Below are 17107 nucleotides of genomic sequence, written 5' to 3' on the forward strand. Positions count from 1 at the left end.
AGAAAAAGCACTCGTGATCATCACGAGTGCTTTTTCTATATGAAATAAGGTAAGTAATAAATAACACTTATAATAAGGCTAATCACTACAAGAATGGATGTTCCGAATGTGAAAGGATTCCAATTGATCTGAAATGGCCTTATTTCTCCTGTCTCTACGCCAGTCATTCCCTTATATACTGCGTGATCCATATTCGCATTGCGGTTCATATTTAAAGTAGTGAGCCAAGAAACTCCAAATATACTTAGACTACTTAGGAAGAATACCTCCATAAATGACCAATCTACTATTTTAGAAAATAAAAAAATACCGATTACTTCCAATATAATTATGTAAAGAGCACGCATAAGGTTCATTCTAATCACCTCTCTATTTTTTAAAAGTAACTTCCTTATCAGCATCAATCATTTTGTTGTAACCACCTTAAAAAATTTTTTCGAGATAAGGCATGTAGTACACAAGGAACTTTTGTTTCTTATTCTAATAAAGCGTGTTCCTTTGGGAATTGCTCCTCCATATGTAATGAAATATAAGGTAACTTTTCCTGCGCTTTTAAAGAACGAACATTCGCCGTTTTTGCACCGGAAAATACATATATAAGATCTAATTCTTCAAATGCAATTTTAAATATTTCTTTTTTAGCAGCCTCATTGTAACCTTGCCCCCAATAAGGATAACCGAGCCAACTACCAATATGAGATGTCTTTTTTTGGTGATCAATATGTTTGAGAGAAGTAATGCCAATTATTTCTTTTTTTCATTGACAATTATTCTGGATAGAGATTTCCCTTTTCGTTCTTCTTTCATTGCAAAACGAATAAATGCTTTTGTATCCTCGGGGGTATCTACTTTTATTCCTAGGGGCGTCCTTCACATGTGCATCACCTGATAAAGTAAAAAGGATTTCTGCATATTGTAAATCCAGTGGTACTAATGTTACGTGTTACATTCCCCCGCCCTCCTTCTTGCATTTAGTATAACATAAGTGGATGTGAATATTCGGAATTTTATGGAATTTAATACAGAAAATATGTTTTTACTTCTGAAATAGACAACCTCTGCATATGGTTGTACAAATATGATCTTTCAGCCTAAAGATTTTGTCAGCTATTTGTAAAGGAATTGTTAGGAGAGAGGGTGGGAGAATGAAACAGTGGCTGGCGGCAATGGAAACATCCGTGCTTGTCATGGGTTTGCTTCGGTTGTTTTCAGGTAGCGCGGAAATATTCGCCGCTTTGCTTATGCTCTATGTGAATGATGCAAAAAAAGCATTGTTTATAAATGGTATGTTGGCATTTGTTGGACCGACTGTATTAATTTTAACGATGTCAATTGGAATTGCGAGCGTTGCGAGTGAGATTTCTTTTTTAAAGCTTTTTTTTCTCGCTCTTGGAATAGGCTGCATTTTTATTGCGGTGTTGAAATAGTAAGTCAAGTATGGTGGGGAGAATCCTATGAAAGAAGTATTAGAGGTTTTACCAAAAACGATGAGACAGTTCATTGAGGGCTGTGAACAATATAGCAAGTTAGAAGAAATCCGAGTTCGAATCGGAAGGCCACTTGAGTGTATTGCACATGGAGAAGTGTTCTTTTCTGACTATATTGTTACAGCAGAGGATGCTATCTACTTGTTGAATAAGCTGAGTCAATATTCCATTTATACGATGGAAGAGGAGTTGAAGCGCGGATATGTTACCTTGCGCGGTGGACACAGAATTGGCTTAGCTGGAAAAGTAATTACTGAGAAAAGTGCAGTGAAAATGATTCGGGATGTGTCGTCATTTAATATTCGGATTGCACGTCAAAAAATTGGAATTGCTGAGCCGCTTCTGCCCTATTTGTATGATACACGTTGGCTAAATACGATGGTAATTGGGCCGCCACAAACAGGGAAAACGACACTTCTAAGGGATGTTGCACGTTGTATGAGCCAAGGGGTTCGTTCTCATGAAATTCCATCTTGTAAAGTTGGGATTGTTGATGAGCGTTCGGAAATTGCCGGATGTGTAAAAGGGATTCCGCAATATGAATTTGGTCCGCGTGTTGATGTATTGGATGCATGCCCGAAAGCAGAAGGAATGATGATGATGATTCGTTCCATGAGCCCGGATATATTAATAGTGGATGAAATTGGGCGTATAGAAGATAGTGAAGCAATTATGGAGGCGGTCCATGCAGGTGTTCAGCTTTTTATAAGTGCTCATGGATTTTCTTTTGATGATGTAATGAAAAGGCCATCTTTAAAGGGTGTGATGGAACTTGGTGTGTTTGATCGCTTTATTGAACTATCGAAAGCAAAGGGGCCTGGAACAGTTGCTCAAGTAAAGGATAAAGATGGAAAACCGGTTCGAAAACGAGGGAAGGTTCAAAGTGTATGGTAAAAATCTTTGGTGCGGTGTTAATTGTAGCGGTTACCACTTTTTTTGGTTTATCGTACGCTAAGAGGTATAGTGAACGCCCACGTCAACTTAGGCTTTTAAAGGCAGCACTGCAATCGCTAGAAGCTGAAATCATGTATGGACATACGCCTTTATCAGAAGCGGCAGAGCGTTTAGTTAAACAAATGCCCAAGCCTTTAAATTGGATATTTCAAAGTTTTTCAAAGCGATTAGATAGCGGTGAGCAAACAGTTAGAGATGCTTGGCTTGATAGTTTGCAAGAAAATTGGAAGCTCACTGCATTTAAACAAACTGAATATGAGATTTTACAACAATTTGGTGAAACATTAGGACAGCATGACCGTGAATCGCAGCAAAAACATATTCGCTTATGTATTACACATTTAGAAAGAGAAGAGGGTGAAGCGAAAGCGCTACAATTTCAATATGAAAAGATGATAAAGAGTTTGGGTGTATTAGCAGGGCTACTTATCGTAATTTTACTGCTATAGGGGGGAAGGGCGATGTCCATCGATGTTGGATTAATATTTCAAATCGCCGGAATCGGCATTGTTTTAGCTTTCATTCATACAGTACTAAAAGAGTTAAAGCGGGAGGATATTGCAAACTGGGTGATTCTTGTCGGTTTTGTCGTTATTTTATTTCATGTTGCATTTTTAATTAATACTTTGTTTGACAAGATTAAAAGTGTCTTTCTTTTCCAGTAAAGGGGGCGGTTCGAATCGAAATCTTGCAAATTGTCGGATTGGGCCTCGTTGCGACATTTTTAGCAGCTGTGCTAAATCAACATAAATCTAGTATTACTTCTTTATTTATTGTGTTCATTGCGAGTGTAATGTTTCTGCTACTAATTGATCAAATTCATTCCATTCTAAAAATGATTGAGAGAGTTGCAAGTGAGGCGAAAGTGAGCAATGTCTATGTAGAGACGCTGCTGAAGATTATTGGAATTGCCTACATTGCCGAGTTTGGAGCACAAATTACAAAAGATGCTGGTCAAGGTGCAATCGCATCAAAAATTGAACTAGCGGGGAAAATTTTAATTCTTGTTATGGCGATTCCGATTTTAACGGTTGTTATTGAAACCATTCTCGGTTTCTTACCTACCGGATAAGGAGGAGTGAATGTTGCGAAGGCTTGGAAAAAAGCTGCTGTTTGCTTGCTTCCTTTTCTTTTCTTTACCAATTGTTGTACAAGCTTCTCCTATAGAAAAAAACGTCGTAGATCAGCAATTGGATAAGCTTGGGATAGAAGATGTGAAGCAGTATTGGGACGGGCTTGTCACGAAATATGGAGGCTATTTACCAGAAAGCCAAAAGGGAAGCTTTATGGAATTTGTAAAGGGCGAAAAGGAATTTTCGATAAAAGAATGGATGACAGGGCTATTAAAATATTTATTTCATGAGCTTATTGCAAATGGAAAGCTGCTTGGAACGCTTATTATGCTCACAATTTTTAGTGCATTATTACAGTCGTTACAATCTGCTTTTTCAAAGAGTAGTGTGAGTAAAATTGCAGATGCAGTTGTATACATGGTACTAATTATTTTTGCTTTAAATAGTTTTTATGTAGTAATGACATATGCGCGAGAAACGATTCAAACGATGGTAGATTTCATATTGGCGCTACTTCCTATTCTTTTAGCGCTCATAGCGACAGGAGGCGGGGTTGTATCGGTATCATTCTTCCATCCGATTATCATTTTTTTAATGAATACAAGTGGGCTACTTATGAACTATATTGTACTTCCACTTTTATTACTCGCGACCATTTTAAGCATTGTAAGTACAATGAGTGATCAATATAAAGTTACGAAATTGTCCAAGCTCTTGCAAAATGTAAGTGTGGGGATCATTGGTATCTTTCTAACAATTTTTCTAGGCGTATTATCTGTGCAAGGGACAGCAACAGCAGTTGCTGATGGTATTGCTGTTAAAACTGCGAAGTTTGTAACAGGGAACTTTATTCCAGTGGTAGGGCGGATGTTCACAGAAGCGGCAGATACGGTTATTAGTGCTTCTGGATTGTTAAAGAATACGGTAGGGATTATTGGGCTTATTATTTTATGTTTAATTGCAGCTTTTCCAGCCATTCAAATCTTTTGTATTGCATTTATTTATAAATTTGCTGCAGCGGTACTACAGCCGGTTGGTGGAGGGGCTATTATTAAATGTTTAGACATTATTGGGAAAAGTATTATTTATGTATTTGCCTGTTTATCTATCGTATCTTTTATGTTTTTTTTAAGCATTACCATCATTATTGCTGCGGGGAACATTACTCTCATGATGCGATAGGAGGTGACAGATATGCAATTTATTACAGAGTGGATTCGAAATATTATCGTATTTTTACTCTTAGCGACAATGCTTCATCTTATCCTTCCTAACTCGAATTTGCAAAAGTATGTCAAGTTTGTTGTAGGTCTATTGTTAGTTGTATTGATCTTAACGCCGCTATTTAAATTATTGCAAACAGATGTAAATGAAGTGATTGCAAATTTTAATCAAGAAAAATACGTAGCAGATGGATCAATAAAAAATTCAATTGACACAAAGAAAAAAGAAATACAAGCCCTCACACGTGCATATAGTTTAGAAGAGATGGCTGTCAAAATGAAAAAAGAAGTTGGGAAAGAATTTGAGAAAAAGTATGGCGTGACAGTGTCTGAAATAAAAGTAATCGCAGCAGAAACGAAAGAAGAAGTAAAAACAGCAAAGGATATTCAATCTGTTATTGTGACATTAAAAGAAATGGAGCCGAAAAAAAGCGATGCAATTGAAACAGTAAAACCAGTTGAAATTAATACGAAAGAACCACGAGAAACTTCGGAAGAAACAAACATAGAAATGAAAGAGTTTTTTTCAAGCAGGTGGCAACTAGAGGGTAAACAAATCCAAGTTCAAATGGAAGGGAGGACAGGTAGAGTAAATGGACAATAAAGATAAAAATTCGAAATTCTCATTTTTTCGCAACTTATTAAAAGGGGACGAAAAAGACGATAAGGAGAAGGGGAAAAAGGTAACACCGAAGTTTTTACTTGTCCTACTTATACTTGGAATGTTGCTTATGTTTTCTAGTAATTTTTTTCAACCTAAAAAAGAAGAAGTACCTGTGTTTAAAGAAAAGACAAGTCAAGAGACCGAAAAAGAAGTACCGACCTTTGGGCAAAAAAAGAGCGATAATATGTCAGCTGTAGAAAAATATGAAAAAGCGTATGAACAAGAATTGAAAACGGCATTAGAAGATATAACAGGGGTTAAAGATGTGTCTATTGAAGTGAATTTGGATTCATCTGAAGAAAAAATACTAGAAAAAAATATTGTAAAACGATCACAAACAACAGGTGAAACAGATAAAACTGGAGGTAAAAGGCAAGTTGAAGATGAATCTACTGATGAAAAAACAGTGATTATACGCGAAGGTGATAAAGAAACTCCAATTGTACTACGAACAGAGAAACCGAAAGTGCGAGGCGTTCTTGTTGTAGCAAAAGGAGTGGATAATATACAAATTAAAGCGATGGTGAAGGAAGCGGTGACACGTATGCTTGATGTGCCATCACACCGCGTTGCGGTACTACCAAAAAAGAGTTAGGGAGGAAATAAAGTGTTAAAAAAACAAACAGTTTGGTTATTAACAATGCTAAGTTTAGTTGTTGTGTTATCTGTTTATTATGTAACAACGCCTGACAAGATGAACACTGCAACACCAACAGCGGGTGAAAAGGTTGGACAAGAAAAGCAAGGTGTTGAAAAAGAAGTGACGAAAGAAGCAACAAAAGAAACAACAAAAGAAACAACAAAAGAAACATCCAATAAAGAAACAGATAAAAAAGAGGATGGTAAAAAAGAGACAAGTAAAAAAGAAACAAATAAAAAAGAAAGCAATGTATCAGTACAATCAAGTGATGAGAATTTTACAGCCTTACGTATGCAATTGGAGGATCAACGTAGTGCACAAAAAGAAAAATTGCAAGATGTTATGAAATCAGAAAAATCTTCTGCTGAAGAAATAAGTAAAGCAAAAGATGAATTAAACGCAATCGATAAGATGCAGACAAAAGAAGGTTTGCTTGAAACAGTTATTAAATCACAAGGCGGTTATAATGATGCGCTAGTAAGAGCAGATGGAAATGATATTAAAGTAACAGTAAAAGCTGCAAAGCATTCTCAGAAAGAAGCGAATAAGATTATCCAACTTGTTCGAGCTGAGGCGGGATTAAAAGATGTAGGTGTCAAGTTTGACCCAGTTAAATAAAATGTATGATATATCAATAGCAAGAATAATAGAAAAAGCTATCGCTTTCGATAGCTTTTTTCTATGTCACTTTTTTTGTGCTGTTTCAATCTTTTCTATAGGAAAAGGAGAAATGCGCTGCGAGTAAAAAATTAAAGGTTCGTGGTAATGATGATTACTATTTCCATATTTTACATGAGTGAAGACGACGATGAGCCATATCAATACAGCTGGAACGAACAAGATGAGCCATATCATATTTCTGCACCTCACTACAAGATATTTTACTTTGAATATACTATTCGTATATGAAGGAAGGATGAACGGCTTGTAAATAAAAAAATAATATTTGGTAAAAATATGTATTGATAAATCAACAAATGCAGGGGTACATAAAATGAAAAAGAAACCTTTTTTGAGGGAGCGAATTCGTCTGTGCATAGAAGCGATCAGGTCCTTCTTTGTTCCTCGTAGTAGCGATTTATATGTTGGAGAATCAAAATGTATTAGTAGAAATATGCTTTGTATTTCGTAGTTTTAATAAAGAAAAAACATGTTTTTTCTGAAGTGGTCTTGCCAATTTTGAGTGAAACTTGGTATTATTACTAGGTAATAAATCATTTAGTGAAATAATATTCTTACAGGAGTTTCGATTTATTGTAAAGAAATATAAAGTTGGAATGTTGAAAATATTTATCGTAAAATGAGAATAACAAATATTTTTATCTAGTAAGTGTCATAGAAATAAGCTTTCTAGTAGAATCATCGTATTTTTACAACCGAAACAGTTTTATATATGTTGGTAGTTGTAAAAACGAGACAAACAAGTGTATGGGAGTGGATTTTACATGTTTAAAATTCAAGAAGTTCGTGAACTAATTAAATTAATTGATAGCTCTAACATTGATGAATTTGAATACAAAAAAGATGGCACGACAATTAAAATGAAAAAGCGAGGTAATGAAGTGGTTTCTGTGCAAACTGCTCCAGTTATGAAGCAAGCGCTACAAACACAGGCTGTAGAAATCGAAACTGCGGTAGCGGCGGCGCAAGTAGAAGCACCGAAGCAGGAAGAGAAGAAAGCTGTTCAAGATGAGAATTTACATAAAATCGTATCACCGATGGTAGGTACATTCTATGCTTCTTCTTCTCCTGATACACCTCCATATGTAAGTGTTGGAGATCGTGTTTCAGAAGGGACAGTCGTTTGCATTGTTGAAGCGATGAAACTTTTTAATGAAATTGAAGCAGAGGTAAATGGAGAAATTGTTGAAATTCTTGTCAACAATGGACAACTTGTTGAATATGGACAACCGCTATTTCTTGTAAAAGCGTAATAAGGGAGTCTTTGTGATGATAAAAAAAGTATTGATAGCTAATCGTGGGGAAATTGCTGTACGAATTATTCGTGCTTGTAAAGAGATGAATATTGAAACAGTTGCTATTTATTCAGAGGCGGACAAAGAATCACTTCATGTGAAAATTGCAGATGAAGCGTATTGTGTTGGGCCAACGGTATCAAAAGAAAGCTATTTAAATTTAACGAATATTATAAGCGTTGCAAAATTAACAGGTTGTGATGCAATTCACCCTGGTTATGGATTTTTAGCTGAAAATGCTGATTTTGCAGAACTATGCCGTGAATGTAATTTGATTTTTATCGGACCTAGCCCCGAAGCAATTTCAAAAATGGGTACAAAAGACGTTGCTCGTGATACAATGAAAGAAGCAGGAGTTCCAATTGTACCGGGTTCACAAGGAATTATAAAAAACATAGAAGAAGCGATCGAGCTTGCAAAGCAAATTGGATATCCCGTTATTATTAAAGCAACTGCAGGTGGCGGTGGAAAAGGTATTCGCGTTGCGCGTCATGAAGAGGAGCTTGTAAAGGGGATTCAAATTACACAGCAAGAAGCTAGTACCGCTTTTGGGAACCCTGGTGTATACTTAGAAAAGTACGTTGAAGATTTCCGCCATGTTGAGATTCAAATAATGGCAGATGCACATGGCAATGCGATTCATTTAGGAGAGCGTGATTGTACAATTCAGCGCCGTTTGCAAAAATTATTAGAAGAAAGCCCTTCTCCTGCTCTTGATGCGAATATTCGCGAGAAAATGGGTGAAGCAGCGGTAAAAGCAGCGGTAGCGGTTGATTATACAGGTGCTGGTACGGTTGAGTTTATTTATGAATATAAAACGAAAAGCTTTTACTTTATGGAAATGAACACACGAATTCAAGTAGAACATCCGGTTACAGAGATGGTAACAGGGATGGACTTAATTAAAGAACAAATTCGTGTTGCTTCAGGAGAAAAGCTATCGCTACAGCAAGAAGAAGTACAATTTAGTGGATGGGCAATTGAATGTCGAATTAATGCGGAAAATCCTGCCAAAAACTTTATGCCATCTCCAGGGAAAGTAGAAATGTACTTACCACCAGGAGGATTTGGTATTCGCGTCGATTCAGCTGTTTATCCTGGTTATTCAATTCCACCTTTTTATGATTCGATGATTGCGAAATTAATTGTTCACGGAAAAACACGTGAAGAAGCAATTGCAAAAATGAAACGAGCGCTTAGTGAATTTGTCATTGAAGGCGTACATACGACAATCCCATTCCATTTACAATTGCTAGATCATCCTGATTTTATAAAAGGGGAATTTAATACGAAATTTTTGGAAGAGCATGAACTTGTGACGCAGTGATACATTTAAAGGAGGTTTTTTTCATGGCTGAACATATGTTAGATATGGGTCAAGATACAACCCTTGGAAAAGTAGAAATTGCACCAGAAGTAATTGAGGTAATTGCAGGTATTGCAGCTGCTGAAGTAGATGGAGTAGCTGCAATGCGCGGTAACTTTGCTACAGATGTTGTTGAAAAGTTAGGAAAGAAAAATCATGGTAAAGGCGTAAAGGTTGAATTAGTAAACGAAGATATTATTGTTGACGTTTATGTTGTTATGTATTTTGGTGTAGCAATTCCAGTTGTTGCACAAAAAATTCAAGATAATATTCGTCAAGCGCTCTTTACAATGACGGGTCTTGAGCCAAAAGAAGTGAATGTTCACATTGTTGGTGTAACATTCGAAACGCAAAAAACAGAAATCGAGCCAGTGTAAAAATGAAAAGGTGCCTCGTCAAAAAGGCACCTTTTTTTCTTGTTTCATTTCTTCACACACAAAACCTTCTAATTATTATACTATTTCAAAAATAGAAAAAATAAGCAAGAAATGATGCGTTTTAAAAAAAACGTACATTGTGATATGATATGGAACTTGAAGTTAATCTTTTTATTATTTTTCAGCCTTATAACTCGTGTATGAAACGATAAATTGTGGTATTATCATTGTATTATAAAGTTGAAAAATCAATGAAAACTGTAAGGGTAAGTAAATTGACGGCTTATAAATTATAATAATATAACAAAACATAAGGAAAGACTTGAAGTATAAAGGAGAGTTACAATGAAACGTAGGACGGCTAGAGAAAGAGCCATGCAAGCATTATATCAAATGGATATTACTGGTGAATTAGAGCCGAAAGTAGCGGTGGAAAATACGCTAGAAGAAGGCGAAGAAACAAACGAGTTTTTAGAATCACTTGTTGTTGGTTTTGTAGAACATAAAGAAGCGATTGATGAAGCAATTCGTCAAAATTTAAAGAAGTGGAAATTAGAACGTATTAGTATTGTGGATCGCAGTATTTTACGTCTAGCTGTGTATGAAATGAAGTACATGGAAGAAATTCCGCATAATGTAACAATTAACGAGGCAATTGAGATTGCCAAAACATTTGGGGATGAGGAATCTCGTCGTTTTATAAACGGCGTTTTATCTAATATAAAAGACACACTGTAATTTCTTTAAGGGGGAATCTTAAAATGGTAGCAGTAATCATCAAAGGCAATGAAGTTGCGGAGAAAAAACGAGCACAATTAAAAGAAGAAGTTGTGAAGTTGAAAGAACAAGGGATTGTACCAGGATTAGCTGTTATTTTAGTTGGAGAAGATCCAGCGTCTCGTTCCTATGTAAAAGGAAAAGAAAAGGGCTGTGAACAAGTTGGAATTTATTCAGAGCTAATTGAGTTTCCAGATACAATTACAGAAGAGCGTTTGTTAGCTGAAATCGATCGCTTAAATGAAGATGACCGTATTAATGGAATATTAGTGCAACTACCTTTACCGAAACATATTGAAGAAAAAGCTATCATTGAAAGAATCTCACCTGAAAAGGATGTAGATGGATTCCATCCAATCTGCGTTGGTCGTATGATGACAGGCCAAGATACATTCCTTCCATGTACACCGCATGGTATTGTTGAATTAGTAAAAGAAACAAATCTTGATATTACAGGAAAACATGTTGTTGTAATTGGAAGAAGTAATATTGTTGGAAAACCAGTGGGACAGTTATTTTTAAATGAAAATGCGACTGTAACATATTGTCACTCCAAAACGAAAAATATAAAAGAATTATCAAAGTTAGCGGATATTTTAATTGTAGCTGTTGGAAGACCAAAAATGGTAACTGCTGACTATATAAAAGAAGGCGCAGTTGTAATTGATGTTGGTGTTAATCGTCTAGACACAGGAAAACTATGCGGTGATGTTGACTTTGATAATGTACTGGATATCGCAGGCTATATTACACCAGTACCAAAAGGAGTCGGTCCAATGACAATTACAATGCTTCTTCATAATACAGTTGAATCTGCAAAACGTGCAGGGGTTGTTTGTAAATAATTTGAATCGGCTATGAGGAGAGAGAGATGGAAAAGCAATATTTAACCGTTACAGCATTAACACGCTATATAAAAACAAAAATAGAGTATGACCCGCATTTACAGTCTGTTTGGTTAAAAGGAGAAATTTCAAACTTTAAATATCATAGCCGTGGCCATATGTATTTCACATTAAAGGATGAAAATGCAAGGATAGCAGCGGTTATGTTTGCGGGGCATAATCGTAATATAAAGTTTAGACCAGAAGATGGAATGAAGGTACTTGTAAAAGGGAAAATCTCTGTCTATGAAGCAAGTGGTTCATATCAAATTTATGTTAATGACATGCAGCCTGATGGAGTTGGTAATCTTCATTTAGCTTATGAACAATTAAAGGTAAGACTAGAGGAAGAAGGGTTGTTTTCACAAGTATATAAACAGCCAATTCCTGCATATGCAAAAACAATTGGTGTCATCACATCACCAACGGGAGCAGCGATTCGTGATATTATAACAACGATTAAACGTCGTTATCCAATTGGCAATGTGATTGTATTTCCTGTACTTGTACAAGGGGAGTTTGCGGCTCCCTCAATTGTACAAGCGATTCAAACAGCGAACGATATGAGGGAGATAGATGTATTAATTGTCGGGCGTGGAGGCGGCTCTATTGAAGAGCTATGGGCCTTTAATGAAGAAATGGTTGCACGGGCGATTTTTACAAGTGAAATTCCAATCATCTCAGCAGTTGGACATGAAACAGACTTTACAATTGCAGATTTTGTAGCAGATTTACGTGCACCAACTCCAACAGCAGCAGCAGAACTTGCAGTACCTAATATACTTGAATTACAAGAGAAAGTGTTGCAACGAACCCTTCGTCTGCAAAGAGCAATGCGAGAAACGTTACATAAAAAGCAAGAACAGTTGCAAACACTTCAAAAATCGTATGCGTTTCGTTATCCAAAGCAAGTGTATGAACAAAAAGAAGAACAGTTAGATCGCACTCTTGAGCAGCTTATTTTAGCCAAAGAACGTTATATAGAGAAAAAGATAAATCAGTTAAAACAACTTTCATTTTATTTGGAGAAGCATCATCCCTCTCAAAAGATTTTACAAACAAAGACAAGAATACAAACATTGCAGAAGCAATTACAACGCGAAATGCAAACATTACTGCAAACGAAAGAATTTGCATTTATGGGGGCGGCTCAAAAACTAGAAGCATTAAGTCCGCTGAAAGTAATGATGAGAGGTTATGGACTTGTGTATAGCGAGAAAAAGCAAGTGTTAAAAAGTGTGAAAGATGTCGGTCTTGGTGACGTTGTTTCAGTACAATTACAAGATGGTGTTTTAGATTGTAACGTATCGGGCGTAGAGGAGCGTGAATTAAACAATGGAAAATAAATTAAGCTTTGAAGAAGCAATTTCTCAGCTTGAACATCTCGTTTCTAAGCTCGAACAAGGTGATGTTCCTTTAGAAGAGGCAATCTCATATTTTAAAGAAGGTATGGAGTTGTCTAAGCTATGTGATGAGAAGTTGAAAGATGTACAAGAACAAATGGCGGTTATCCTGGGAGAAGATGGGGAACTTAGCCCATTTACGGCTGTAGGAGATGAAGCATAGTGGCATATGTAGCTTTTGATGCTTTTGTGAAAGAAAGTAAAACTTTCGTCGAGGGGCAGCTTGTACGCTATGTAAATCAATTACAATGTCCAAATGTACTTCGTGAAGCGATGACATACTCATTGGAAGCGGGTGGAAAACGTCTTCGTCCGTTACTTTTATTTGCAACGTTGCAAGCTTTTGGAAAAGAAAGAGAACTGGGCATAGGAGCAGCTTGTGCTCTTGAAATGATTCATACGTATTCGTTAATTCATGATGATTTACCATGTATGGATGACGATGATTTAAGAAGAGGAAAACCAACAAATCATAAAGTGTTTGGTGAAGCGATGGCTGTTTTAGCAGGAGATGGCTTATTAACATATGCTTTCCAAGTAGTGTCAGCGTATGATCATCAAGATATTTCTGCAGAAACAAAACTAAGGCTTGCGCTTGAACTTGCCAAAGCAGCTGGACCAGAAGGAATGGTTGCCGGACAGGTAGCGGATATGGAGGCGGAAGGAAAGCAACTGTTACTTAGAGAATTAGAATATATTCATAGGCATAAAACAGGGCGTTTATTAGAGTATGCTGTGCTTGCGGGAGCTATACTTGCAGGAGCAACTAGAGAGCAAGAAGAAAAACTACTTGCATTTGCAAAATATATCGGTCTGGCTTTTCAAATTCGCGATGATATTTTAGATGTAGAAGGAACAGAAGAAGAGATTGGAAAACCAATAGGTAGTGATGTTTCCAATGAAAAAAGTACATATACTACGTTGTTTACGATAGATGAAGCAAAATGTATCTTAGGAGAAACAATTGCTAAAGCGAAAGATGCGATAGCATCTTTACGATTACAAGATGAATATTTATTATCCATTTGTGATTTAATAGCAAAGCGTAATAACTAATATAGAAGCGTTTTCATTTGTTGAGTCATTCTTCATTTTGTGGTATAAATGTAGAAAAAGGTTTTTCTTTTTTTGTTATTGGCAAAAATATATTTAGATTACGTTGCCGTTATCACTTTGTGTTAGCGGCTCTTTTTTCATCGTATAGAGAAGCTGCAATCAATAATCCTTTGAATCGAATCACTTCTTAATAGAAAGGGATAATTCACTTTCTTAGAAGGTAGAGAAGGATGGAAAATTGTTTGCTAAAGTAGGGTAGAATAGAGTGTAATAGGAAAACCAGTAAAGAATTTCTTGTGTTGTACAAATATTTTTTATAATATTTGACATGTTGACAGATTATGAAACGAAAGTGAGTGATCCATGTGGATCTAACGCAAATTCAAAACCCTAGTTTTTTGAAAGATATGTCTATCAGCGAACTAGAGGCACTGAGTGAGGATATTCGGAAGTTTTTAATTGAAGAGCTTTCTCAAACAGGTGGACATATTGCTCCTAACTTAGGTGTAGTAGAACTCACAATTGCTCTGCATAAATTATTTGATAGTCCAAACGATAAATTTTTATGGGATGTAGGACATCAATCCTATGTGCATAAAATTTTAACAGGGCGTGCAAAAGAGTTTGGTACATTAAGACAATATAAAGGTCTATGTGGTTTCCCAAAACGTTGCGAGAGTGAGCATGATGTATGGGAAACAGGCCATAGTTCAACTTCATTATCTGCTGCGATGGGAATGGCTCTGGCGCGCGATTTAAAGAAAACGAAAGAATGTGTTATACCAATCATAGGGGATGGCGCTTTAACGGGTGGAATGGCTTTAGAAGCGTTAAACCATATCGGACATGAAAAAACAGATATGATTGTTATTCTTAATGATAATGAAATGTCGATTGCGCCGAATGTTGGTGCACTTCATAATGTACTTGGTCGCTTACGTACCGCTGGGAAATACCAGTGGGTGAAAGATGAACTAGAGTATTTACTTAAGAAGATTCCAGCAGTTGGCGGGAAGGTTGCAGCAACGGCAGAAAAAGTAAAAGATAGCTTAAAATATTTACTTGTATCAGGTGTCTTTTTTGAAGAGTTAGGGTTTACATATTTAGGTCCTGTTGACGGGCATAGTTATGAAAACTTGTTTGAAACGCTTCAATATGCAAAGAAAACAAAAGGGCCAGTGCTTGTTCATGTCATTACGAAAAAAGGAAAAGGTTATAAACCTGCCGAGAGTGATGTCATTGGGACTTGGCATGGAACAGGGCCATATAAAATTGAATCGGGAGACTTTGTGAAACCGAAGGAAGTTGCACCAGCATGGAGTTCTGTTGTAAGTGATACGGTTCATAAGCTTGCAAGAACAGATGAGCGCATCGTTGCGATTACACCAGCGATGCCAGTTGGTTCTAAGCTAGAAAAGTTTCATAAAGAGTTTCCAAATCGTATGATTGATGTTGGAATTGCTGAGCAACATGCAACAACGATGGCCGCTGGGATGGCAACGCAAGGAATGAAGCCGTTCTTAGCAATATATTCAACTTTCTTGCAGCGTGCATATGACCAAGTTGTTCATGATATATGTCGTCAAAATTTAAATGTCTTCATTGGAATTGACCGTGCAGGACTAGTTGGGGCAGATGGTGAAACGCATCAAGGTGTATTTGATATCGCATTTTTACGTCATTTACCGAACTTGGTACTCATGATGCCGAAAGATGAAAATGAAGGTCAGCATTTAGTATATACAGCGATGCAGTATGAAGATGGTCCAATTGCTCTGCGTTATCCTCGTGGAAATGGACTTGGAGTTCAAATGGATGAAGAATTCAAAGCGATTCCAATTGGTACATGGGAAACATTAAAAGAAGGCACGCAAGCAGCAATTTTAACATTTGGTACAACGATTCCAATGGCAATGGAAGCAGCGGAGCGTCTTGAAAAAGCTGGAGTTTCAGTGAAAGTTGTGAATGCTCGTTTTATTAAGCCAATGGATGAAACGTATTTACATGAACTCTTAGGAAAAAATATGCCGATTTTAACAATTGAAGAAGCTTGTTTAATCGGTGGATTTGGTACAGGTGTAGCAGAATTTGCTACTGAGCATGGATATCATAGTGCTTTAATTGAACGAATGGGTATTCCAGATTATTTCATTGAACATGGTAGTGTTACAAAGCTGTTAGAAGAAATTGGTTTAACGACAGATGCTGTTGTGGACCGTATTCATACAATGATTCCATCAAAACAAAAAAGGGCGTAACAAATGAGTGTAAAAAAAGAAAGAGTAGATGTACTATTAGTAGAACGAGGGCTTATAGAAACACGCGAAAAGGCAAAACGCGCTGTTATGGCAGGACTAGTGTATGCAAATGAAATGAGACTCGATAAGCCAGGGGAAAAAATACCACAAGATACACCGATTACGGTAAAAGGACAAGTCATGCCATATGTGAGCCGTGGCGGTTATAAGTTAGAGAAGGCATTAGAGACTTTTCACCTTGATTTACAAGATAAAATTATGTTAGATATTGGTTCATCAACTGGTGGCTTTACAGATTGTGCGCTGCAAAACGGTGCGAAGTTATCTTACGCTTTAGATGTAGGGTACAATCAACTCGCTTGGAAGCTTCGTCAAGATGAGAGAGTTGTTGTCATGGAACGAACGAATTTTCGTTATGTAACACCGACCGATTTAGAGCGTGGATTACCGCAATTTGCTAGCATTGATGTTTCATTTATATCATTAAAATTAATTTTGCCAGTCTTAAAAACAATATTGACTCCAAATGGTGATGTTGCGGCTTTAATTAAACCACAATTTGAAGCCGGAAGAGAGCAGGTTGGGAAGAAAGGTATTGTTCGCGATCGTAAAGTTCATGAAGCTGTCGTAGAAATGATCATTGATTTCGCAATAAAAGAAGGATATGATGTTGAAAATTTAACATACTCTCCAATTACGGGTGGAGACGGAAATATTGAGTTTTTAATTCATTTAACGTGGCATGGTGAGCGTGAGAGTGGTGAAAATCATTCCCTAGTTTCTGTAGAGCAAGTTGTAACAGCAGCTCATGAGGTCTTAAAACAAAAAGGGAAAGAGGAATAACGATTGTTGTTCCTCTTTTTGTTCGAATTGTATAATGATTGTAAAAACAATTATGTACAAGTAAACGATTATAAGTTAACATAAATAAGTGAAGTATACCAATGTTTAAACTATGGTAAGAGATAG

The 17107-nt window shown here is 36.6% G+C and carries 20 protein-coding genes and 2 pseudogenes; 19 read left to right on the top strand and 3 right to left on the bottom strand.

Annotated elements, in window-relative coordinates:
* Positions 1–35: 35 nt before the first annotated feature.
* Both M014_RS0100720 and M014_RS29480 read right to left on the bottom strand, forming a co-directional pair.
* Entirely contained in the window at positions 36–347 is a 312-nt protein-coding gene (locus M014_RS0100720; RefSeq protein ID WP_026589976.1) for a hypothetical protein, read from the bottom strand.
* Between the two features lie 53 nt (positions 348–400).
* Positions 401–925, bottom strand: a pseudogene (locus M014_RS29480) (GNAT family N-acetyltransferase).
* A 220-nt stretch (positions 926–1145) separates the two neighbouring features.
* On the opposite strand from M014_RS29480, the gene M014_RS0100725 reads away from it, so the two are divergent.
* From M014_RS0100725 to M014_RS0100765, 9 genes are read left to right on the top strand one after another with little or no spacing between them, the layout of a single operon-like run.
* The gene (locus M014_RS0100725; protein ID WP_026589977.1) at positions 1146–1427 is read left to right on the top strand and encodes a YqhV family protein; all 282 of its coding nucleotides are present in this window, start codon (positions 1146–1148) and stop codon (positions 1425–1427) included.
* A gap of 27 nt (positions 1428–1454) precedes the next feature.
* Complete coding sequence (spoIIIAA, locus tag M014_RS0100730) at positions 1455–2381, top strand: stage III sporulation protein AA (protein ID WP_026589978.1); 927 nt, start codon at positions 1455–1457, stop codon at positions 2379–2381.
* Complete coding sequence (gene spoIIIAB, locus M014_RS0100735) at positions 2375–2890, top strand: stage III sporulation protein SpoIIIAB (protein WP_026589979.1); 516 nt, start codon at positions 2375–2377, stop codon at positions 2888–2890. The genes spoIIIAA and spoIIIAB overlap by 7 nt, the downstream gene beginning before the upstream one ends.
* Before the next feature lie 12 nt (positions 2891–2902).
* Positions 2903–3106 carry a stage III sporulation protein AC gene (gene spoIIIAC, locus M014_RS0100740; RefSeq protein ID WP_000020914.1) on the top strand — a complete coding sequence of 68 codons (204 nt, stop codon included), beginning with the start codon at positions 2903–2905 and terminating at the stop codon, positions 3104–3106.
* 23 nt (positions 3107–3129) lie between these two features.
* Positions 3130–3513 (top strand): stage III sporulation protein AD, encoded by a 384-nt coding sequence (spoIIIAD, locus tag M014_RS0100745; RefSeq protein ID WP_081810938.1) that lies wholly within the window; start codon positions 3130–3132, stop codon positions 3511–3513.
* Between the two features lie 10 nt (positions 3514–3523).
* Positions 3524–4696, top strand: coding sequence for a stage III sporulation protein AE (gene spoIIIAE / locus M014_RS0100750; RefSeq protein ID WP_026589981.1), 1173 nt, complete (start codon positions 3524–3526; stop codon positions 4694–4696).
* Positions 4697–4708: 12 nt separating this feature from the next.
* Positions 4709–5341, top strand: a complete 633-nt coding sequence (gene spoIIIAF / locus M014_RS0100755) for a stage III sporulation protein AF (protein WP_026589982.1) — start codon at positions 4709–4711, stop codon at positions 5339–5341.
* Positions 5331–5996, top strand: a complete 666-nt coding sequence (gene spoIIIAG, locus M014_RS0100760; protein WP_026589983.1) for a stage III sporulation protein AG — start codon at positions 5331–5333, stop codon at positions 5994–5996. The genes spoIIIAF and spoIIIAG overlap by 11 nt, the downstream gene beginning before the upstream one ends.
* A 12-nt stretch (positions 5997–6008) precedes the next feature.
* Positions 6009–6659 carry a SpoIIIAH-like family protein gene (locus M014_RS0100765; protein ID WP_026589984.1) on the top strand — a complete coding sequence of 217 codons (651 nt, stop codon included), beginning with the start codon at positions 6009–6011 and terminating at the stop codon, positions 6657–6659.
* A gap of 38 nt (positions 6660–6697) precedes the next feature.
* On the opposite strand, the pseudogene M014_RS29485 reads toward M014_RS0100765, so the two are convergent.
* A pseudogene (locus M014_RS29485) lies at positions 6698–6896 on the bottom strand (DNA recombination protein RecO).
* Between the two features lie 590 nt (positions 6897–7486).
* Here M014_RS29485 and accB point away from each other — a divergent pair.
* The 10 genes from accB (at position 7487) to M014_RS0100815 (ending at position 16981) form a co-directional block, all read left to right on the top strand.
* Positions 7487–7975 (top strand): acetyl-CoA carboxylase biotin carboxyl carrier protein, encoded by a 489-nt coding sequence (accB, locus tag M014_RS0100770; RefSeq protein WP_026589985.1) that lies wholly within the window; start codon positions 7487–7489, stop codon positions 7973–7975.
* A gap of 16 nt (positions 7976–7991) precedes the next feature.
* Positions 7992–9344, top strand: coding sequence for an acetyl-CoA carboxylase biotin carboxylase subunit (gene accC, locus M014_RS0100775; RefSeq protein ID WP_026589986.1), 1353 nt, complete (start codon positions 7992–7994; stop codon positions 9342–9344).
* 23 nt (positions 9345–9367) lie between these two features.
* On the top strand, positions 9368–9760 hold the full coding sequence (locus tag M014_RS0100780) for an Asp23/Gls24 family envelope stress response protein (protein WP_026589987.1): 393 nt from the start codon (positions 9368–9370) through the stop codon (positions 9758–9760).
* A gap of 345 nt (positions 9761–10105) precedes the next feature.
* The gene (gene nusB / locus M014_RS0100785) at positions 10106–10498 is read left to right on the top strand and encodes a N utilization substance protein NusB (protein WP_026589988.1); all 393 of its coding nucleotides are present in this window, start codon (positions 10106–10108) and stop codon (positions 10496–10498) included.
* Positions 10499–10521: 23 nt separating this feature from the next.
* A complete protein-coding gene (gene folD / locus M014_RS0100790) occupies positions 10522–11382 on the top strand; it encodes a bifunctional methylenetetrahydrofolate dehydrogenase/methenyltetrahydrofolate cyclohydrolase FolD (RefSeq protein WP_026589989.1) in 861 nt (286 codons plus the stop codon).
* A 26-nt stretch (positions 11383–11408) separates the two neighbouring features.
* A complete protein-coding gene (gene xseA / locus M014_RS0100795) occupies positions 11409–12767 on the top strand; it encodes an exodeoxyribonuclease VII large subunit (RefSeq protein WP_026589990.1) in 1359 nt (452 codons plus the stop codon).
* Positions 12757–12987 (top strand): exodeoxyribonuclease VII small subunit, encoded by a 231-nt coding sequence (gene xseB / locus M014_RS0100800; protein WP_026589991.1) that lies wholly within the window; start codon positions 12757–12759, stop codon positions 12985–12987. Before xseA ends, xseB begins: the two co-directional genes overlap by 11 nt.
* Positions 12987–13880, top strand: coding sequence for a polyprenyl synthetase family protein (locus tag M014_RS0100805; protein WP_026589992.1), 894 nt, complete (start codon positions 12987–12989; stop codon positions 13878–13880). The genes xseB and M014_RS0100805 overlap by 1 nt, the downstream gene beginning before the upstream one ends.
* Before the next feature lie 365 nt (positions 13881–14245).
* Positions 14246–16138, top strand: coding sequence for a 1-deoxy-D-xylulose-5-phosphate synthase (dxs, locus tag M014_RS0100810; protein WP_026589993.1), 1893 nt, complete (start codon positions 14246–14248; stop codon positions 16136–16138).
* 3 nt (positions 16139–16141) lie between these two features.
* Complete coding sequence (locus M014_RS0100815; RefSeq protein WP_026589994.1) at positions 16142–16981, top strand: TlyA family RNA methyltransferase; 840 nt, start codon at positions 16142–16144, stop codon at positions 16979–16981.
* The last annotated feature ends 126 nt before the right edge of the window (positions 16982–17107 follow it).

The organism is Bacillus sp. UNC437CL72CviS29, assembly GCF_000482345.1.
Taxonomy (GTDB): Bacteria; Bacillota; Bacilli; order Bacillales; family Bacillaceae_G; genus Bacillus_A; species Bacillus_A arachidis.